The organism is Leptotrichia sp. oral taxon 498, from assembly GCF_002240055.1.
GTDB classification, from domain to species: Bacteria; Fusobacteriota; Fusobacteriia; order Fusobacteriales; family Leptotrichiaceae; genus Leptotrichia; species Leptotrichia rugosa.
Map to the genome: position 1 here is coordinate 431,750 of NZ_CP016753.1, position 18,462 is coordinate 450,211.

At 29.0% G+C, this 18,462-nt stretch carries 18 protein-coding genes, 1 other RNA gene and 1 pseudogene; 5 read left to right on the top strand and 15 right to left on the bottom strand.

Going from position 1 to position 18,462, the window contains the following annotated elements; translation table 11 throughout:
• Window positions 1-37: 37 nt before the first annotated feature.
• The 6 genes and pseudogenes from BCB68_RS01950 to BCB68_RS01970 all read right to left on the bottom strand — a co-directional run bounded on the left by BCB68_RS01950 (window position 38) and on the right by BCB68_RS01970 (window position 5,882).
• On the bottom strand, window positions 38-874 hold the full coding sequence (locus BCB68_RS01950) for an SDR family oxidoreductase (protein ID WP_094079298.1): 837 nt from the start codon (window positions 872-874) through the stop codon (window positions 38-40).
• Window positions 867-1,016 (bottom strand): hypothetical protein, encoded by a 150-nt coding sequence (locus tag BCB68_RS10615; RefSeq protein WP_021746083.1) that lies wholly within the window; start codon window positions 1,014-1,016, stop codon window positions 867-869. Before BCB68_RS10615 ends, BCB68_RS01950 begins: the two co-directional genes overlap by 8 nt.
• Window positions 1,016-1,225 carry a hypothetical protein gene (locus BCB68_RS01955; RefSeq protein ID WP_094079299.1) on the bottom strand — a complete coding sequence of 70 codons (210 nt, stop codon included), beginning with the start codon at window positions 1,223-1,225 and terminating at the stop codon, window positions 1,016-1,018. The genes BCB68_RS10615 and BCB68_RS01955 overlap by 1 nt, the downstream gene beginning before the upstream one ends.
• Before the next feature lie 133 nt (window positions 1,226-1,358).
• Window positions 1,359-3,970: pseudogene (gene leuS, locus BCB68_RS01960) on the bottom strand (leucine--tRNA ligase); the annotation flags it as partial.
• A gap of 486 nt (window positions 3,971-4,456) precedes the next feature.
• Window positions 4,457-5,149: a hypothetical protein gene (locus BCB68_RS01965; protein ID WP_094079300.1), complete on the bottom strand. Its 693-nt coding sequence runs from the start codon at window positions 5,147-5,149 to the stop codon at window positions 4,457-4,459.
• Window positions 5,150-5,195: 46 nt separating this feature from the next.
• Window positions 5,196-5,882, bottom strand: a complete 687-nt coding sequence (locus BCB68_RS01970; protein ID WP_094079301.1) for a response regulator transcription factor — start codon at window positions 5,880-5,882, stop codon at window positions 5,196-5,198.
• A gap of 135 nt (window positions 5,883-6,017) precedes the next feature.
• Here BCB68_RS01970 and BCB68_RS01975 point away from each other — a divergent pair, with 135 nt between their 5' ends.
• The 3 genes from BCB68_RS01975 (at window position 6,018) to BCB68_RS01985 (ending at window position 8,546) form a co-directional block, all read left to right on the top strand.
• The gene (locus tag BCB68_RS01975) at window positions 6,018-6,707 is read left to right on the top strand and encodes a YoaK family protein (protein WP_094079302.1); all 690 of its coding nucleotides are present in this window, start codon (window positions 6,018-6,020) and stop codon (window positions 6,705-6,707) included.
• A 171-nt stretch (window positions 6,708-6,878) separates the two neighbouring features.
• Window positions 6,879-7,343, top strand: coding sequence for a hypothetical protein (locus BCB68_RS01980; RefSeq protein WP_094079303.1), 465 nt, complete (start codon window positions 6,879-6,881; stop codon window positions 7,341-7,343).
• A 45-nt stretch (window positions 7,344-7,388) separates the two neighbouring features.
• A complete protein-coding gene (locus BCB68_RS01985; protein ID WP_094079304.1) occupies window positions 7,389-8,546 on the top strand; it encodes an NAD(P)H-dependent flavin oxidoreductase in 1,158 nt (385 codons plus the stop codon).
• Window positions 8,547-8,605: 59 nt separating this feature from the next.
• On the opposite strand, the gene ssrS is transcribed toward BCB68_RS01985, so the two are convergent.
• The 8 genes from ssrS to BCB68_RS02025 form a co-directional block, all read right to left on the bottom strand.
• Window positions 8,606-8,810, bottom strand: a non-coding RNA gene (gene ssrS, locus BCB68_RS01990) — 6S RNA.
• A gap of 61 nt (window positions 8,811-8,871) precedes the next feature.
• Window positions 8,872-9,549, bottom strand: a complete 678-nt coding sequence (locus BCB68_RS01995; protein WP_094079305.1) for a Crp/Fnr family transcriptional regulator — start codon at window positions 9,547-9,549, stop codon at window positions 8,872-8,874.
• A 99-nt stretch (window positions 9,550-9,648) separates the two neighbouring features.
• Complete coding sequence (locus BCB68_RS02000; RefSeq protein WP_094079306.1) at window positions 9,649-10,362, bottom strand: ABC transporter ATP-binding protein; 714 nt, start codon at window positions 10,360-10,362, stop codon at window positions 9,649-9,651.
• Window positions 10,363-10,378: 16 nt separating this feature from the next.
• On the bottom strand, window positions 10,379-11,137 hold the full coding sequence (locus BCB68_RS02005) for an ABC transporter ATP-binding protein (RefSeq protein WP_094079307.1): 759 nt from the start codon (window positions 11,135-11,137) through the stop codon (window positions 10,379-10,381).
• 16 nt (window positions 11,138-11,153) lie between these two features.
• Entirely contained in the window at window positions 11,154-12,272 is a 1,119-nt protein-coding gene (locus tag BCB68_RS02010; protein ID WP_094079308.1) for a branched-chain amino acid ABC transporter permease, read from the bottom strand.
• A gap of 34 nt (window positions 12,273-12,306) precedes the next feature.
• A complete protein-coding gene (locus BCB68_RS02015; RefSeq protein WP_094079309.1) occupies window positions 12,307-13,203 on the bottom strand; it encodes a branched-chain amino acid ABC transporter permease in 897 nt (298 codons plus the stop codon).
• A gap of 131 nt (window positions 13,204-13,334) precedes the next feature.
• Window positions 13,335-14,450 (bottom strand): ABC transporter substrate-binding protein, encoded by a 1,116-nt coding sequence (locus BCB68_RS02020; protein ID WP_094079310.1) that lies wholly within the window; start codon window positions 14,448-14,450, stop codon window positions 13,335-13,337.
• Window positions 14,451-14,769: 319 nt separating this feature from the next.
• Entirely contained in the window at window positions 14,770-15,342 is a 573-nt protein-coding gene (locus BCB68_RS02025) for a porin family protein (RefSeq protein WP_094079311.1), read from the bottom strand.
• Between the two features lie 337 nt (window positions 15,343-15,679).
• On the opposite strand from BCB68_RS02025, the gene BCB68_RS02030 reads away from it, so the two are divergent.
• Together BCB68_RS02030 and BCB68_RS02035 are read left to right on the top strand one after the other, a co-directional pair.
• Complete coding sequence (locus BCB68_RS02030; RefSeq protein WP_094079312.1) at window positions 15,680-16,339, top strand: outer membrane beta-barrel protein; 660 nt, start codon at window positions 15,680-15,682, stop codon at window positions 16,337-16,339.
• A 161-nt stretch (window positions 16,340-16,500) separates the two neighbouring features.
• The gene (locus BCB68_RS02035) at window positions 16,501-17,322 is read left to right on the top strand and encodes a Cof-type HAD-IIB family hydrolase (RefSeq protein WP_237048683.1); all 822 of its coding nucleotides are present in this window, start codon (window positions 16,501-16,503) and stop codon (window positions 17,320-17,322) included.
• A gap of 42 nt (window positions 17,323-17,364) precedes the next feature.
• On the opposite strand, the gene BCB68_RS02040 is transcribed toward BCB68_RS02035, so the two are convergent.
• Window positions 17,365-18,330, bottom strand: a complete 966-nt coding sequence (locus tag BCB68_RS02040) for an ATPase (RefSeq protein ID WP_094079313.1) — start codon at window positions 18,328-18,330, stop codon at window positions 17,365-17,367.
• Window positions 18,331-18,462: the final 132 nt, after the last annotated feature.

Below are 18,462 nucleotides of genomic sequence, written 5' to 3' on the forward strand. Positions count from 1 at the left end.
TAATGAAACTAACTTTATTAGAATTTTCAATATTTTTTTACAAGTTCTTCAAATACTCAGAAAGCGAAGTTGCTCTACGTCCCAATACTTTTTCAATATCACAAGAAATTCCCGATTGTTCACCTTGAGCAATTGCAGTATAAGTTGAAACCCAAGAATCATATTCCCATTGTTCAGCTTTCCAGATTTTACGGCTTTCATAAGCTTCTTCCACAGTTTCATTAGTATACTTAATTTCTTTGCCAAAATGTTCACTCACAATTTTCACAATTTCATTCATTGTCAATTCCTCAGGTCCCGTCATATTCAAAGTTTGATTTTCCCATTTTTCTGGATTTTCCAAAATTTTTGCAACAACTTCTGAAACATCTGAACGCACTACAACAGAAACCTTCCCATTCCCAGCAGGTCCTTTTATTTCTCCGTATTCTCTACATAGATTTACAAAGAAATCCGCATAAAAATTATCCCTCAAAAATGTATATTTGAATCCATTTTCTTTAATATACTCTTCAGTCGCATAATGATCTCTTCCTAGTGTAAATACAGAATTTTTTGAAGCATTGTAAAACGAAAGATAAATAATGTGCGAAACTTTTGCCATTTTAGCCGCATCAATAAAATCCTTATGCTGTTGAACACGATTAGGATTTTCCGAACCTGACACCATAAAAAGCACATCAATTCCTTCCAATGATTTTATAGTGTCCTCCGATTTATCATAATTTGATTTAAAAACATCAGAAAATCCCATTTTTTCAGCTTTTTCTTTATTTCTGGCTAAGTTTCTAACTTCTATTCCATTTTTCTTACATAATTTTGAAACAATTCCACCTAAGTGTCCTGTTACTCCAGTTACTGCTATTTTAGCCATTTTGCTTCCCTCCTATTTTTTTAAATTTCAGACATACTTTTTCTATTCCTGATTTATCTTTATACCCTTTTAATCCACCTGATAATTTTAAAACCTTATTATGTATTTTCAAAATATCAGAAACTTCAAAATATTTAATCATTATTTATCACGCATTCTAATAAATACATCTTTATTTTCTTCCATTTTTTCAAATAAAATATCCATTGAACTTTTTGTTATTTTATTTTTTTCAACAAAATTAGACATTAATTGAACTAAAACTTCACTTTCACTTTTTCCAGTTTTTTCTACTGCTTTTTTAAATTCATTAATTAATTCATTATTTTTTATTTCTGCCGTATATATCATTTTAACTACCTCTAATTTCTATTTTTTCCAAAAAAGCCCCCCACCCTTTTTATTCAAAAACCATTATTTACCCTTTCACAACAACATTAACCAATTTATTAGGTACAACTATCACTTTCACGACTTCTTTCCCATCAATAAATTTCTTAGCCTTTTCTGATTCCAATGCAAGTTTTTCAGCGTCATCTTTTGAAATTCCGATTTGAGCCGAAACCATATCTCTCACTTTTCCGTTTACTTGGATTACCAAATTGAAAGTATGGTCTTTTGTCAATTCTTCGTCATATTTTGGCCATTCTTCTTCAAAAGTAAATGTTTTATTTCCTAAATAAGCCCACAATTCATCAGCTACATGCGGTGCAAATGGTGCGATTAACAAGATTGTTTTTTCCAATACTTCACGCCATATTTTTTTACTTTCTGAAGAAATATTGTCTTTGTCAATCACTTCTTGCTTGTAAGTTGTCATGTCGTTTAACAATTCCATAACAGCTGCAATCGCAGTATTGAAATGGAAATCATCTTCGATACTTTCTGTAACTTTTTTAACTGTTTGATGTAATTTCTTTTGAATTTCTTCATCTTTTTGATTTCTCTTTTTTAGTTCAACTCCGTAATGATTTTCTGATTTCGCATTGTGGTCAGAAAATTCTGCAGTTCCAGAAACCAATAAATACAATCTATTTATAAATCTATATGCCCCTGCAAGTCCATTCATGTTCCATTCCAATTCTTTTTCAGGCGGTGCAGCAAATAATGTGAACACTCTTGAAGAGTCAGCTCCATATTCTTTCACGATTTCTTCGGGATCTACTCCATTATTTTTCGATTTACTCATTTTTTCTACTTTTGTAACTAATTCTTCCCCTGTTTTAATCGAAAACGCTTTTCCATCTTTAAATTCAGCTTCTCTTGGGAATAAGTATCTTCTCTCATTTTGTGAATAGAATGAAGGCCCTAAAACCATTCCTTGCGTCAATAATTTTTTAAACGGCTCATTTGTATCAACATATCCCAAATCTCTAAGTGATTTATGGAAAAATCTCGCATAAAGCAAGTGCATTACCGCATGCTCAATTCCACCAATATATTGGTTTACAGGTGTCCAAGCATCTGCATCCGCTTTTTCAAAAGGTTTATCCGCACTGTGAGAATCTAAATATCTCAAATAGTACCAAGATGAATCAACGAAAGTATCCATCGTATCAGTTTCTCTTCTACCTTTTTTCCCATTCGGCAAAATCACATTCTTAAACTCTTCCGAAGTTTCAAGCGGATTCCCTTTCCCATTAAATTCAATATCAGTAGGAAGTTTCACAGGCAAGTTTTCTTCTTCCTCCAAGTAAATATTCCCATCTTCATCATAAATCACAGGAATTGGAGTTCCCCAATATCTTTGTCTACTAATCAACCAGTCATGAAGTCTATAATTTACCGTTTTCTTACCAAGCCCAATTTTTTCCAATTTTTCAGTAATTTTCTCTTTTGCTTCATTACTATTTAATCCATTAAATTCTTCTGAGTTTACCAGTATTCCTGGAACTGTTAAAGCATTTTCCAATTTTTCAACAGAAACTTCTTCTAAATTTCCATTTTTATCAACAGGATTTACAACAATTTTCAAATCCAAGTTATATTTCTTAGCAAATTGAAAATCTCTTTCATCATGTGCAGGTACCGCCATAACAGCTCCTGTCCCATAATCCATCAACACATAATTTGCAACCCACAACTGCACTTTTTCACCATTTACAGGATTAATCACATAAAGTCCAGAAAATACTCCTTCTTTTTCCTTATCTTCTGCCGTACGAGCGATTTTATCCTCATTTCTCATTGCTTCAACTTTTTCTCTAATACTAGGATTTTCCTTTAAAATAACTTCCTCAACTAACGGATGTTCTGGTGCAACAGTTGCATAAGTAACTCCATAAAGCGTATCAGGTCTTGTTGTAAACACAGAAATTACAACTTCTCCCTTGTCATTTAATTTCAAATGTGTATGTCCATTATTTTCAAAATTGTAATCTAAAATAAAGTCAACTTCAGATCCAGTTGATTTTCCAATCCAGTTTTTTTGCATAGTCAATACTTGTTCAGGCCAATGTCCTCTAAGTTCTTCATGCCCTTGCAGCAATTCTTCAGCATAATCAGTTATTTTAAAATACCATTGCGACAATTCCTTTTGAATAACATCAGTTTTACTATGTCTCCAGCATTTCCCATCTTCGACTTGTTCATTTGCCAAAACCGTATTACACTCAGGACACCAGTTTACAAAAGATTTTTTCTTGTAAACCAATCCTTTTTATACATTTCAATAAAAAATTTTTGATTCCATTTGTAATACTCTGGAGTGTAAGTACTAAGTTCTCTATCCCAATCATAAGAAAGACCCATAAGTTTCAACTGTCTTCTCATATTGTCAATGTTCGCTTTAGTCCATTTCCCAGGATGAGCCCCATGGTCAATCGCCGCATTTTCAGCAGGTAGCCCAAAACTATCCCATCCAAACGGATGCAACACATTAAACCCTTTCATTTTCTTATATCTAGCAATCGCATCTCCAATCGCATAATTTCTCAAATGCCCAACATGCAATTTCCCTGACGGATACGCAAACATCTCAAGCACATAATAATTCTCTTTCCCATCGGCTTTATTTTCAGATTTAAAAACATCTTTTTGGGCCCATTTGTCTTGCCATTTTTTCTCAATTTCATTAGGATTATATTCCTTAATCATTATTTTTTCTCCTCCATTTTTCAGTATTTATAAATTTTTTATTTAATATCCTTAAAAAATAATTTGTCTATTGACATTTCTGCAAAAATATTTTATAATTAATTACCAAATAAAAACATGTGTGAAAAATAAGAGCGTTACTGCTCTTATTTTTTTATCCACTTTAAAAATCGATAACTAAATTCTATTGTTTTTACAATACATAATATAATCGTTGCTACCCTAATCCATTCCATATTCAGCACTCTCCTTTGATTAAATAGAAGGGAGGGAGTCAGGGAATTATTCCCCTTTAAACCTCCTAATCATTTTGATAATCCATTTTATTATCTTTATCAGATAATCTATAGTTGTAATGAATAAAATAATTATCTCCCAAATTTTTAACATGTGCATTTTCTCCCTCCGCCTCATAATTGTACTATATTTTGGAATTTTTGACAATTATTTATCTTAATAATATTTTTTCAATTTTAAAAACTTCTGTTAATACCCAAAATCAGGATTCTCAATCACCCATTTCCCATTCTTTTTATTAGCTTCTAAAATTTCTTTTCTTCCTACATATTTTCCATTTTTTGTAATTCGTTCTAATTCTTGATCCATCATTTCTAATTGAATTTCGCCTATTGTTTTAAAATATTTTTTAATAGCTTTTTCATCATTTTGTGAAATTGATTTTTGATATTCTTCCATTGTTTTTCCCGTTTTTTTCTTAAAGGCTTCGTCCATTTTTTCAGCCATTTCTCCAGATCTTTCAATCATCTTATCCATGCTCATTTCATCTGTATTTACAGGAAATCCCAATTTAACTTTTACATATGCTTTCTCTCCATTGATATAGTCAATTTTTTCTATATCAATCTTGTAATATTTATACATCGTATCCACCATTTTAGAAAAATAATCCTCTCCAAAAAAAGAACCCATCATTTCTTTCATCTGATTTGACCCATCTTTTTGACTTCCAGCAAAAACTCCATTCATCATTTTATTCATCATTCCAAACATTTCCTCTTTTGAATAAATTCTACTCACTTCTTTTTCAATTTGAGAATTGTAATCTGAAAGAACACTTTGATTGAGCTTTACTGCTGGTTCTACTTCCACTTGATATTTTTCTTTTGCAAAAATTCCTAAACTTAGTAATACAGATAATCCTAAAATTATTTTTTTCATAATTCTCACTTCTTCCTTTACTTTTATTTTTATTTTACTTTTTTACTTACTCCAAAATTTCAAATTTATATCCAACTCCCCAAATGGTTTTAATATTCCAGTTTGGATGATTGTAGTTATCTATTTTGGAGCGAAGTCTTTTAATATGAGTGTCAACTGTTCTGCTATCACCGAAATAATCAAATCCCCACAGTAAATCTAGCAAATTTTCTCTTGTGAAAACTTTATTTTGATTTGTCGCAAGTGTCCAAAAGATTTCTATTTCTTTTTTTGTAAGTAAAATTTTTTCATTTTCAATTTTTACAGCAAAATTATCCAAGTCAATTTCTAAATTGTCATATTTGAATAATTTTTTATCCTGATTTTCTTTTGGAGACAATCTTCTTAAAATTGCATGTATTCTAGCGATTATTTCTCCTGGTGAAAATGGCTTTACAATATAATCATCCGCTCCAATTTCCAGTCCCATTATTTTTTCATAATCTTCCCCACGAGCGGTAATCATAATAATTGGCACATTTGAAAAACTTCTTATTTCACGACAGACTTCAAAACCATCTTTTTTAGGCATCATGACATCCAGCAAAACTATATCAAATTTATTATTTCTAACTTCACTTAATGCACTTTCTCCATCAAAGACAGTTGATACAATAAAATTATTTTTTTTACAATACTGTGAAATTATCGAAACAATCTGTCTGTTGTCATCTGCAATTAACACATTATACATTTTTTTACCTCTTTTAATTTCTCTTTTTCATATTTTATCATAAATTAAAAAAATTTCATACTTTAAAAATATACAAAAGTTTGATAAAATATTTTTATACAAGAAATTTTTTGAAAGGAGAAGAAAAAAGAAAAAATGAGAAGAGAACTAAAAAAAATTTTTTTTATAAGAAAAAAAGATTCTACACAAACATTTAGACTCGCTATGCTACTTTGCATTGTTGGGGGATTTTTAGATGCTTACACTTTTACCACAAGAGGAAAAGTTTTGGCAAATGCGCAAACTGGAAATTTAGTTTACCTTGCCTTAAATCTTGCTGAAAGAGATTATCAAAAAGTTTTTTCTTATTTTGTCCCAATTTTTGTTTTTGCACTTGGAATTTTATTTTCAGAATATTTAAAACATGTATTTACAAAATATGAAAATTTCCGCTGGCAACACACTGCCATTATTATTCAATTAATTGTAATGTTTTTTATTTCATTCATTCCGCCAAATCACTTAAATATGTTAGTTAACGTAATAATTTCATTCATTGCGGCACTGCAATATCAAGGTTTTAAAAAAATTCACGGAGTAAACGGTGCAACTACTATGTGTACAGGAAATCTTCGGTCAAGTATGGAATTTTTAAGTCAGTTTATAATGACTAGAGATAAAAAATCTTTTTATAATTTTTTAGTTTACATAGGATTAATTTCCTTTTTTGCAATTGGTGCAACTTTGTGTGCCGTTCTAGTTCATTTTTTTAAAAATTATGCATTGCTTTTCTGCTGTGTTTTGCAATTTATCGTATTTTTAGTGATGTTCAAACAAAAAATTTAGTTTTATAATCAAACAAATATCTTTTAATACTGATAAATAAAGATTTTAAGAATTTTTACAATATATTCAAAAAATTTTTTTGCTTGTAAAAAAAACGAAAAAGTTATATAATTATCACAAATAACATCTGTTATATTATTAAAAAAAAATTAAAGATAAGGAGGTTTTTTTATGTTTGAAAAATTTCGTTTTGAAAATCTTTCAAAAATAATTCAATTATACGTTTTGAATTTATTTGGACAAATTATCAAAAAAGATAATTTGGAAATTTTTTCAAAAATAAATTTTTTTAATGTAGGAAATATTTCCTTGCTGTATGAAAAAAATAAAAAAATCTTAATTAATAAAAGTAGTAATTTTTTAAAATTACTAGACGAACATATTTTAAATTCAGAAATAGATTTATCTTTTATCGAAAATGTCGATGTAAAAAAATTGATACAAAATTTTGAAAAGCTTTGTGCCAATGGATATAAAAATTTTATTGAAAAAGACATAAGAAAAAAAATAATTGAAAAATTTACAAATTGCTTAAAAAATTTAGTTGTAATTTATTTATTCTCAAATATAAAATTTAACTATATTTCCGAAAACGCAAGAGTAAAAATAAGCCGTGCTCCACCTTTTGTAAAATAATTTTATAAAAAATTTTTACAAAAAAATATTGTGGAGGATAAAAAAATGGAAAAAATCGAGAAAATTGAAGAAGTAGAAAAAAAAGAAGTAAGAGAAAAAAGAGAATTAAAAGGAATTAAAATAGGAAAATATGAAATCGAAAAGCCAATTGTTCAAGGTGGAATGGGAGTCGGAATAAGCTGGGACAGACTTGCTGGAAATGTAGCTAAAAACGGCTGTCTTGGAACAATAAGCGCAATTTGTACAGGATATTATCAAAATATGAGATTTGTAAAAAAACAGGTAGATGGAAGACCAGTTGGAACAAAAAATACTTACAACAGGGAAGCTCTTATTGAAATATTTAAAAATGCAAGAAAAATTTGTGGAGATAAACCTCTAGCTTGTAACATCTTACATGCAATCAATGACTATGCAAGAGTTGTAGGCGACGCACTGGAAGCCGGAGCAAATATTATTGTAACGGGAGCAGGACTTCCGCTAGAGCTTCCAAAACTTGTAAAAGATTATCCAGATGTAGAAATAGTGCCGATAGTCTCATCAGCAAGAGCGCTAAAAATAATCTGTAAAAAATGGAAAGCTGCTGGAAAAATGCCAGGAGCAGTAATCGTAGAAGGTCCTAAAAGTGGAGGACACCAAGGAGCTAAATATTCCGAATTATTTGCGCCAGAACATCAATTAGAAGCAATTTTACCACCAATAAAAGAAGAAAGAGACAAATGGGGTGATTTTCCAATAATTGCAGCAGGTGGAATTTGGAACAACGAAGATATTCACAAGATGATGGAATTAGGAGCGGATGCCGTTCAAATGGGTACAAGATTTATAGGTACTTACGAGTGCGATGCAAGTGAAAATTTTAAACAAAATTTAATCAATGCAAATAAAGAAGACATAGTAATTGTAAGCTCTCCTGTTGGTTATCCTGGAAGAGCAGTAAAAACAAATTTGATAAAAACTTTGGAACCTAATACTAACAAGATAAAATGTATAAGTAATTGCGTCTTTCCTTGTGAACATGGAAAAGGTGCAAATAAAGTGGGATATTGTATTGCAAACAGCTTAGGAGATGCCTACTTAGGTAAGCTTCAAAGCGGACTGTTTTTCACAGGAGCAAATGGATATAGATTAAAAGAGATAGTTCACGTCAAAGATTTAATTGAAGAATTGATGACAGGTATTCAAACTTCTAAAAATATTTAAAAATGAAAAATAAAAAGTAGCCGGAGTATGAAAAATACTTCGGTTCATATTTTTTATAAAAAAAATCCAGTCTACCGTTCTAATCTGATTTTTGGTTGCCTGTAACTGTTACAGGTGGTAGTCATATTTACAAAAGTACAGGATCCGTGCTAAGTTTTTTTACCGCCGTGATTTTTCTGAAACAATTTTATAAAGAGATGACCCCATTAAAAAATGAGTAAAGCCCAAAAACAATTTAATTAGTATCGAATAGACCAGAAATTTATTTTTAAATAATTTAGAAATTTCCTTTACTTGAATAGTATAACTTTTATCACTAAAAATGTCAAATATTTTTTTTAGGAAATTTTTCAAAATTCACATAATAAGTATTTTTATCTATTTTTTTTAATATATTTTTTTTACATAAATTAGAAATTTCTCTTGAAAGAGCAGGCCGTGTCACATCAAATTTTTTCGCAAGTAGAGATATGCTCGGAAAAAATGTTATTTTATTATCTTTAGAATTTTTTTTAATATAGCTTAAAACTTTTTCACCAATCGTTTTATTTACAAAATTAAACCAAATTCTTTTTGAGAGATATTGACTTTTATTTGAAATCTCATCAATAAAATTTAAAAGTAACCTTTTATTTTTTTGAATCAGATTAAAAAATTTATTCCGGTCAATCACTAGCAAATTTGTTTCTTCCAATGTTATCAAATCGACTGGAAAAGTGTTATCTTCCCCAAAAATAAATGCTGGTGCCAAAATTTCATTTATTTTTATATGACCAATTACAATGGAATCACCATTAAATTTTTGCATTTCAGCAACAAGAGTTCCTTTTATTAAAATATTCACATTTGTAATTACATCACCTCGAAAGAATATAATTTCATTTTTTTTATAAGTTCTTATTTGATATTCGGTTTCTTTTAAAAATGAAGTGACAGATGAAATACTGTAACCATTAAATAGTGGAACTTTTACAAGCAATTGTGAAATGTCTTTAATATTCATATCATCACCAATTCTTTTTTGTTTTCTATCAAAATAATTTTACTATAATATTATTAATTTGTCAAACTATTTATCTGAAAATAAAAAAATAGGAGGAAATTAGCCTCCTAAATATGCTCTTTTTATTTCTGAATTTGTCAAAAGTTCTTTTCCAGTCCCTTCCAAAATTATACTTCCAGTTTCTAAAACATAACCTCTATCGGCAATTGACAAAGCCATGTTTGCATTTTGCTCAACTAATAAAATAGTAACATTATCCTCTTTGTTTATTTTTTTTATTATTTCAAAAATTTCCTGAACTAACAGCGGTGCAAGTCCCATTGATGGTTCATCTAGCAAAAGTAACGATGGATTTGACATAAGTGCTCTTGCCATTGCAAGCATCTGTTGCTCACCTCCACTCATTGTTCCTGCAAGTTGTCTTTTTCGCTCTGCTAGACGAGGAAACAAAGAAAACATATGTTCCATATCTTTTTTTATTTCAGCTTGATCATTTCTAATAAAAGCCCCCATTTCCAAATTTTCTAAAACTGTTAGCTCCGTAAAAATTCTTCTTCCTTCTGGAACGTGAGCCATACCTTTGCTTACAAGTTTATGAGCGACAGTATTTGTCGTGTTTTCACCATTTAGTGAAATTTCTCCAGATTTTATTGGAATTAATCCTGAAATTGCATGTAATGTCGATGTTTTTCCAGCTCCATTTGCTCCAATCAAAGAAACAATTTCTCCTCTTTTTATATGAAATGAAATATTTTTTATGGCATGAATTACACCATAATAGACATTCAAATCATTGACTTCTAAAATATTCACAATTCTTCCTCCTCTCTTATTCTCCCAAATATGCTGCAATAACTTCTTTGTTTGACTGTATTTCATTTGGAAGCCCAGACGCTATTATTTTTCCAAAATTTAGCACATAAAGTCTTTCACAAATTCCCATAACTAAATCCATATCGTGCTCAATAAGTAAAATTGCAATTTTAAATTTATCCCTGATAAAACTTATTGTTTTCATCAATTCCTTTGTTTCATTTGGATTCATTCCCGCAGCAGGTTCATCAAGTAAAAGCAATTTGGGATTTGTAGCTAGCGCTCTAGCTATTTCCAATTTTCTTTGCTGTCCATACGATAAATTTCCTGAAATTATATTAGCCATTTCTGCCATATCAAAAATATCCAATAAATCCAGCGCTTTATCTGTAACTTCTTTTTCTTCCCTCCAAAATCTTGGGAGTCTTAGTATAGCTTCAAAAGTATTATATTTCATACTGCTATTAAGTGCCATTTTTACATTGTCTAGCACTGTCAAATTTTTAAATAATCTAATATTTTGGAATGTTCTTGCTATTCCCAATGCAACTATTTGCGGAGTTGTTTTTTTATTAATACTTGTTCCATTTATGGAAATATCACCGTCAGTCGGTTTATAAACACCTGTAAGTAAGTTAAATATTGTTGTTTTTCCAGCTCCATTAGGTCCAATCAGCCCTATTAACTCGCCTTCTTTTATCTCGATATTAACATTGTCTACAGCTCTTAAACCACCAAAAGATATTCCTAAATCAGTCGTTTTAAGTAATGACATATCCTAATCTCCTTTTTTATTTTTTTGAGTTTCTAATTTCTTTAATCCGTTGTTTCGTTTCATGGAAAGTGAATTCTTTTGTTCCAAAAATTCCTTTTGGTCTGAAAATCATTAAAATAATAAGAATTATTGAATAAATTAAATATCTAAACTGTGAAAAATCTCTTAAAAATTCACTTAACATAGTTAAAATAACCGCTGCGATAACTGCTCCAGTTATACTTCCAAGTCCACCTAAAACAACCATAACCAAAATTTCTATTGAAAATAAAAATCCAAATTTATCTGGTGCTAAAATCCCAACATTGTGAGCAAATAATGAGCCTCCTACTCCCGCAAAAAATGCTGAAAAAGTAAATCCATAAAGTTTTACACGATTTAATTTAATACCAATATTCTCTGCCGCAATTTCATCTTCTCGAATTGACATAACTTCCTTACCTTTTCTTGAAGTCATAGCCATAACAACTATAATAATTGAAATTACAACAATAAAATACACATTTGAAAATGTTATAACTCCTTGAGGAATTCCACTAAACCCTGTCGCTCCTCCAAGAAAATCCAAATTTTGAATGATATATTTTACAATTTCTCCAAACGCAAGTGTAATGATTGCAAGGTAATCCCCTCTTAAACGAAGCGTACTAGCTCCAACTAAAAATCCAAATATTGCTGCAATAATTCCGCCAAATAGTGAAACTATAAGAAGATGCAATGTTGCAGGCAAATGATAATTTACTAATATTTTTGAAATATACGCCGCTGAATATCCACCAATTGCAATAAATCCAGCTTGTCCTAAATTAAGCTGTCCCATAATTCCAACAGATATATTAAGACTTACAGAAAATAGCACAAAAATTAAAATAGTTATATAAATTCCACGAGTGTAGCTAAAAATATCATTTGGGTCAATTGTTAAATTTAAAACTACATAAAGTAAGATAATTGAAATAACTGTAACTACATAATTTTTCAATTTAAATTTATTAAAATAATTCAAATTACCCCATTTTGGCTGTTCTTTGTCTTTTTTATTTTCTTTATTTTTTATATTTTCTTTGTTTTCAATTTCATTTTTTGTCAAAGTAATTTTTTTATTTTGAACTTCTTTTTTTTCTTTATTTTCCATTTTTCTCTTTTCTCCTCCTTTCTCTTCTCTATAATTAAACTTTTTCTTTCATATTTTTTCCAAACAATCCATTTGGTTTAAAAATAAGTATCAAAATTAAAATTCCAAAAACTATTGGATTTGCCCAAGTTGTAAGAAAAGAACCTTTTACATATGCTTCTAAAAGTCCCAATACATATCCTCCAACCATAGCTCCAGGAATACTTCCAATTCCACCAAATACAGCCGCAATAAACGCTTTTAATCCAGGAAGCATCCCCATATATGGCTCAATTTGTGGATAAACAATCGCATAAAGTGCTCCACCAAGTGCACCTAATCCAGAACCAATTGCAAATGTAATAGCGATTGTTTTATTTACATTTATTCCCATAAGTTGTGCCGCTCCTGTATCTTGAGATACCGCTCTGGTTGCTTTTCCAAGTTTTGTCTTTTTAATAAATAAATTTAGCGCAACCATGCAAATTATAGTGACAACTATTACAAAAATAGTAAGCATACTTATTTGAACGACTCCCAAATTTAATTTTTTATTATCTGACAAAAATCCAGGAATATATTTTTGGTCAATTACTTTTGGTGTAGCTCCAAAGATGATAAGTGCGACACTTTCAAGCAAAAAGCTCATTCCGATTGCTGTTATAAGCGCTGAAATTTTAGGTGCATTTCTAAGCGGTCTATACGCAAAAAAATCAATTACAACACCTAAAATAGCACAAAAAACAATTGATAAAAGTATTGCAATTATAAGCGGCATACCATTTGATACAGCAATAAAAGTTAAATATGCTCCTATCATAAGTATGTCTCCATGCGCAAAGTTTATAAGTTTTACAATTCCATAAACCATTGTGTATCCCAGAGCAATCAGTGCGTAAATACTTCCAGTCTGAAGACCGTTGATTGTCTGTTCAATTAAATTTTTTAACATTTTAACCTCCTTCAATTATGACTAATTCTATTACAATTTTTTTATTTATAAATTAAAAAAGTTCAAAATGGTATTAAGAAAATCCTAGTACCATTGAACTTAAAAAAAATTATATTTATAAATTTCCTAAATTAAAATTTTTCTTTTAAAGTAAGTTTTCCATCTTTTACTTCAATAAATGTAACTTTTTTTTCTGGATTTCTATTTTCATCAAATTTCAACGAACCTGTCAATAAATTATCTCCACTAAAGTTTTTGATTGCGTCTCTGATTGCTTCTTTTGAAGATAAATCTTTTACAGATTTTAGTGAAGTTTCCAAAATAGTACCTGTGTCATATCCAAGTGCTGCAAACATAATTGGATCAAGTTTATACTCAGTTTTATATGAATTTATAAATTTTTTAGCTATTTCAGAACTGTCATCTGAAGCAAATTGACTGGCAAAAATAGCTCCATTTGCGACTTTTCCAAAGTTAGTCTGGATTCCATCCCAACCGTCTCCTCCCATAAATTGAGAATTTATTCCAAGTTCTTTCGCTTGAGTTAAAATTAATCCTATTGTGTTGTAGTAATCTGGCACAAAAATCATATTTGAATTGTAACCTTTAACTTTTGTTAAAACTGCTCTAAAATCTTTGTCATCGGCAGTATATTTTTCTTCTTTAATTTGAATTCCTTCTTTTTGAGCTTGTGCTTTAAATGCGTCAGCTAATCCAACTGAATAGTCACTTGTAGAATTAGTCAAAATAGTTACATTATTAAATCCTTTTGATTTTGCATATTTTGCAACAGCCTGCCCTTGATAAGGATCGGTATAAGTTGTTCTGAATACAAAATTTTTATCTTTTGTGATGTCAAAAGCTGTTCCAGTAGCAGTTATCATAGGGATTTTAGCTTGTTCAGCAAGTGGTGCAATAGCTAGAGAAGGTTTTGAGATAACTTCTCCTACCAAAACATCAATTTTATCTTGAGAAACCATTTTTTTGAAGATATTTACAGCTTCTTGCGTATCTCCTTTACTGTCAGCTTCAACAATTTCTATTTTTTTCCCATTAATTCCACCAGCAGCATTAATTTCTTTAACTTTTAGTTTAAATCCGTTCACTGTCGCTACTCCATATTGAGCGACATTTCCTGTAAGCGGTGCAATAACTCCAACTTTAATAACATTTGAATCTACTTTTTTAGATCCGCAGCTCATTACAAACAATGCCATCATTGACATTAAAAATAATATTTTTTTCATAATCTCACCTCGTAATTTTTATTAAAAATTTTTTACTTTAAATAAATGCAATTAATTTTTTTATTTAAATTTTAACTACATTTACAAGAAATTTTCTATATTTAAAATACTTTCCTCCTTTCTTTACAAATCATCTCCAGTTTCAACAATTATATCATATATTAACTAAAAAATAAATTATTATTTTAATAGTCAAAATAAAATCCGATTAATTTAAATTTTTCAAAAAAAAACTACCACAAATATTTGTGATAGTTTTTATTTTTTGTATATTTTTTAGAGTAAAAAAATTATTTGTTATTAGCTATTTTTAGTTATTTTAGTTTCCCAAGTTAAAGTTATAACCTACACCTACAGATACTCTTTTATAATTTGCATCTGTTTTATCCCCAGTATTGTCATTTTTATATTGACCTTGGTTTTCTTTATACATAACTTCTGCGTTGAAGTTGTTGTAGTTCACTCCTGCTCCAACTCCGTAATAAAGTCCATTTTTAGCTTTATAATCGTCAATATTCCCATTATTTGCTGAATATCCCAAATCTCCTTTTACATATGGTTTTACAGTAGTCGGAGTGGCAAAGGTATATTTTGCGGTTCCATAAACTGGCACCGAATTATAATTTTCGTAATTTTCATTGGCTGAATTTCTAGCTTTCACTTTTTTATGCCATTGATAAGCAGTTCCAGCTCCCACTTCCAATCCTGGAGTTACTTCATATCTGTATTCTGCCCCTGCTTCTCCAGCTGTAGATTTTGCTTTTTCTGAGCTATTATCATAATGGTATTTTCCACCTAAATCATATGCACCTTTTACTTCAACTTTTCCAGCGTTTGCTGCAAATGAAACTATTCCTAAAACTAAAAACAATCCCATAAATTTTCTTTTCATAGTAAACACCTTTTCTTTCTTTTTGGCAAACTCTAAATTACAATATGTACTAGAGTTTTTCCCTATTTTAATTAAATTAGTTTAGGAAATTTCACTTTCCTGAACTTAAAGTCATTATACACCAATTGACTTATAAGTCAATTTTTTTTTTAATATTTTTTCATTAGAAAGAAAGTTCAATTGACTAAAACTGTCTAAATTTCTAATAAAATAAAACAAATAAAAAATATTTAGAATTAATTAAATTAAAAAGAATTTGACTTGATTTTTAGTTTAAATTATGCTATACTTATTTCTGAAAGTTAGTAAGATTATAATTAATTGGAGGAGAACGACAATGAAAAAAATTTTAGTATTATTGACATTAGTTGGATCAATCGCAATGGCTCAAGGAAATGTTTATGAATTTAGAGCAGGTTGGGATTTATATAACAGAGCAAAAGATTCTAACAAAGAATATGAAATCAGAAAGGATGTATTACAAACTGGTCCAGAAGTTTCATTTGAATACAGAAGAGAATTGACAAATAACTTTGATTTAGGAGCTGGAATTGCTTACAAATATAACAATTTAACTGATAAAAAAGTTGAGGTTGATGAAAACAAAGTTGATGTTTCTATGAAAGGTTTACATTCAGTACCTATTTATGCAACTGCAAGATATAACTTCAGAAATGATTCAGATGTTACACCTTATGTAAAAGCTAATTTAGGATTTGCAGTTAACTCTGGAAAAATTGATTTTCAAAGAATTAACACACCTGGAATAGATGAAACTGCTCAAATGAAATTTAAACATGGATTCTATTACGGAGCAGGAGCAGGACTTGAATATAATAACTTCGTTGCTGACTTATCATACAATGTAAATACATTAAGAGCTAAATACAACTATAGCTACAACGATTTATTAGGAACTAAAAAAGAATCATCAAGCAAAGAAACTTTAAATCATGGAATGTTGACATTAAGTGTTGGTTATGCTTTGAAAAACTAGTAACTTTTAACAAATTTTTTATGAGCCTTTCTTAAAATTTAAGAAAGGCTTTTTTTGTTCTTTTAAAATCAATTTTTATTGCTTTTCAAAATCTTTTTTGGTATAATTTTATTAGTTAAGTTTTCTTTTTTAACAAAATTTATTTTTTTAAGGAGGTATTTATGAACTTGAACTATAAATTAATTGCAACTGATATGGACGACACTTTATTAAATAAAGATCAAGAAATATCAATTGAAAACGAAGAATCTATTATAGATGTCCAAAAAAAAGGGGCAATATTTGTACTTGCAAGTGGAAGACCTAGCTTTGCCATGTTTGAATATGCAAAAAAGCTTCAGATGGACAGATTTGGAGGATATATCTTGGCTTTTAATGGCGGAGAATTGATTAATTTTAAAAATAATGAATTAGTTTTTCAGCAAGGACTTGACAAAAAGGACATAGAAATTATTTACAATATTTCAAAGAAATTAGATTTAACGATGTTACTTTATCAAGATGACACTGTTTTTGCAACAAGTGAAGCAACTGAAGCATTAGTTGAAGCCAAACTTTGCAAAATGAAATTCCAAAAATTTGAAGCTTTAAAAGAACTGGAAAAATTTGGTGTTACAAAAACTGCAAAATGTATGATTGTTGGGGATCCTGAACTTGTAAAAAATGCCGAAAAATATATGAAGGAACTTTACGGAAATGACTATTTTATAGCAATTTCAAAGCCTATTTTCTTGGAAATTGCAAACAAAAATGTGAACAAAGGAAAAACTTTGGCTAGACTTGGAAAAATTTTGCAAATTAAAACTGAAGAAATGATAGCAGTTGGAGATAGTGGAAATGATAGACCACTTTTAGAAACTGTAGGAATGCCTGTTGCTGTGGCAAATGCACCCGAAGAAATAAAAAATTTATCAAAATTTGTATCCACTTCAAACGATGAAAATGCTCTAAAAACTGTAATTGATAAATTTTTTGGATCTTAATCAAAAAAACCTCTCAATTTATTAAAATTGCGAGGATTTTTTTTAAATGTTATACAATATATTAAAAAAATTAAATAAAATACTTCTGATATTTACATTGTTTCTTACACTATTTTTTATTTCTATTAATTTTTTTAAATTTTCGCTATTTAATATAACTTTTGCATTAATGATTATTTTTGCCAAAAAATTTATCAAAAATTCTCTATTTTTTTTAACTTCAATCTCAAGTTCATTCAACATAAAATATATATTTTCCATATTCCAAAATTTTACTTCTTTTACTAAAAACTCAATGCTTTTGTTATATTTTATCACCAAATCCAAATAATTTCCATTTTCTGAATTATAAAATAAATAATTTTGCATTTCAGAAATATTTTTTAAAATATCTTCAACTGTTTTTATTTTAAAAGAAAAACTTTCAAGCGTTATATTTTTTTCCAAATAATTTTTTTTAAATAACTTTATATCATTTTCATTTCCGTCAAAAAAATCATAAGTTTTTTTATCGATTTCAAGTTCAAAGCTACTTAAACTTTCTAAGTGAAATTTTATCACACGCGATTTTATTGTTGGAATTATATTTAAGGTTCTTGATAACAGTATAAAATAAACATCCTTAGGTGGTTCTTCAATCGTTTTTAACAAAGCGTTTGCCGACTCTTTTCTTAAATTTTCCACACCAAAAATGATAAATATCTTTTTGGGCGAATTAAAAGACGATTCAATTGTTTCATAAATAATTTCTCGAACTTCGTCAATTTTTATATTTCCATTATTTTTATTAATAATTTCAACATCGGGATGGACTAAATTATCAATTTGTTTTTCAATTTGAAGTTTTGTAACTTCATTTTTTACATCTCGTGTCATCACCATTTTTGAAAAAATTAAGGCGTAGTGAAGCAAATCAACTCTTCTATCGCCATAAAAAAGATAACTTGCACTCACTTTACCAGTTTTTATCTCATTTTTAAAATTTTTTATAATCTCACTACTTTTCATCTTACGTTTCTCTACTCTCAATGGTTAACTTTTATAAGACATATTTAAAAATACAAAAATAAGCCAATAAAAATTTATTTTAATAAAAAATTCTTTTTAACTTTTTATTTACTGACTTTCTAAAAACTTATT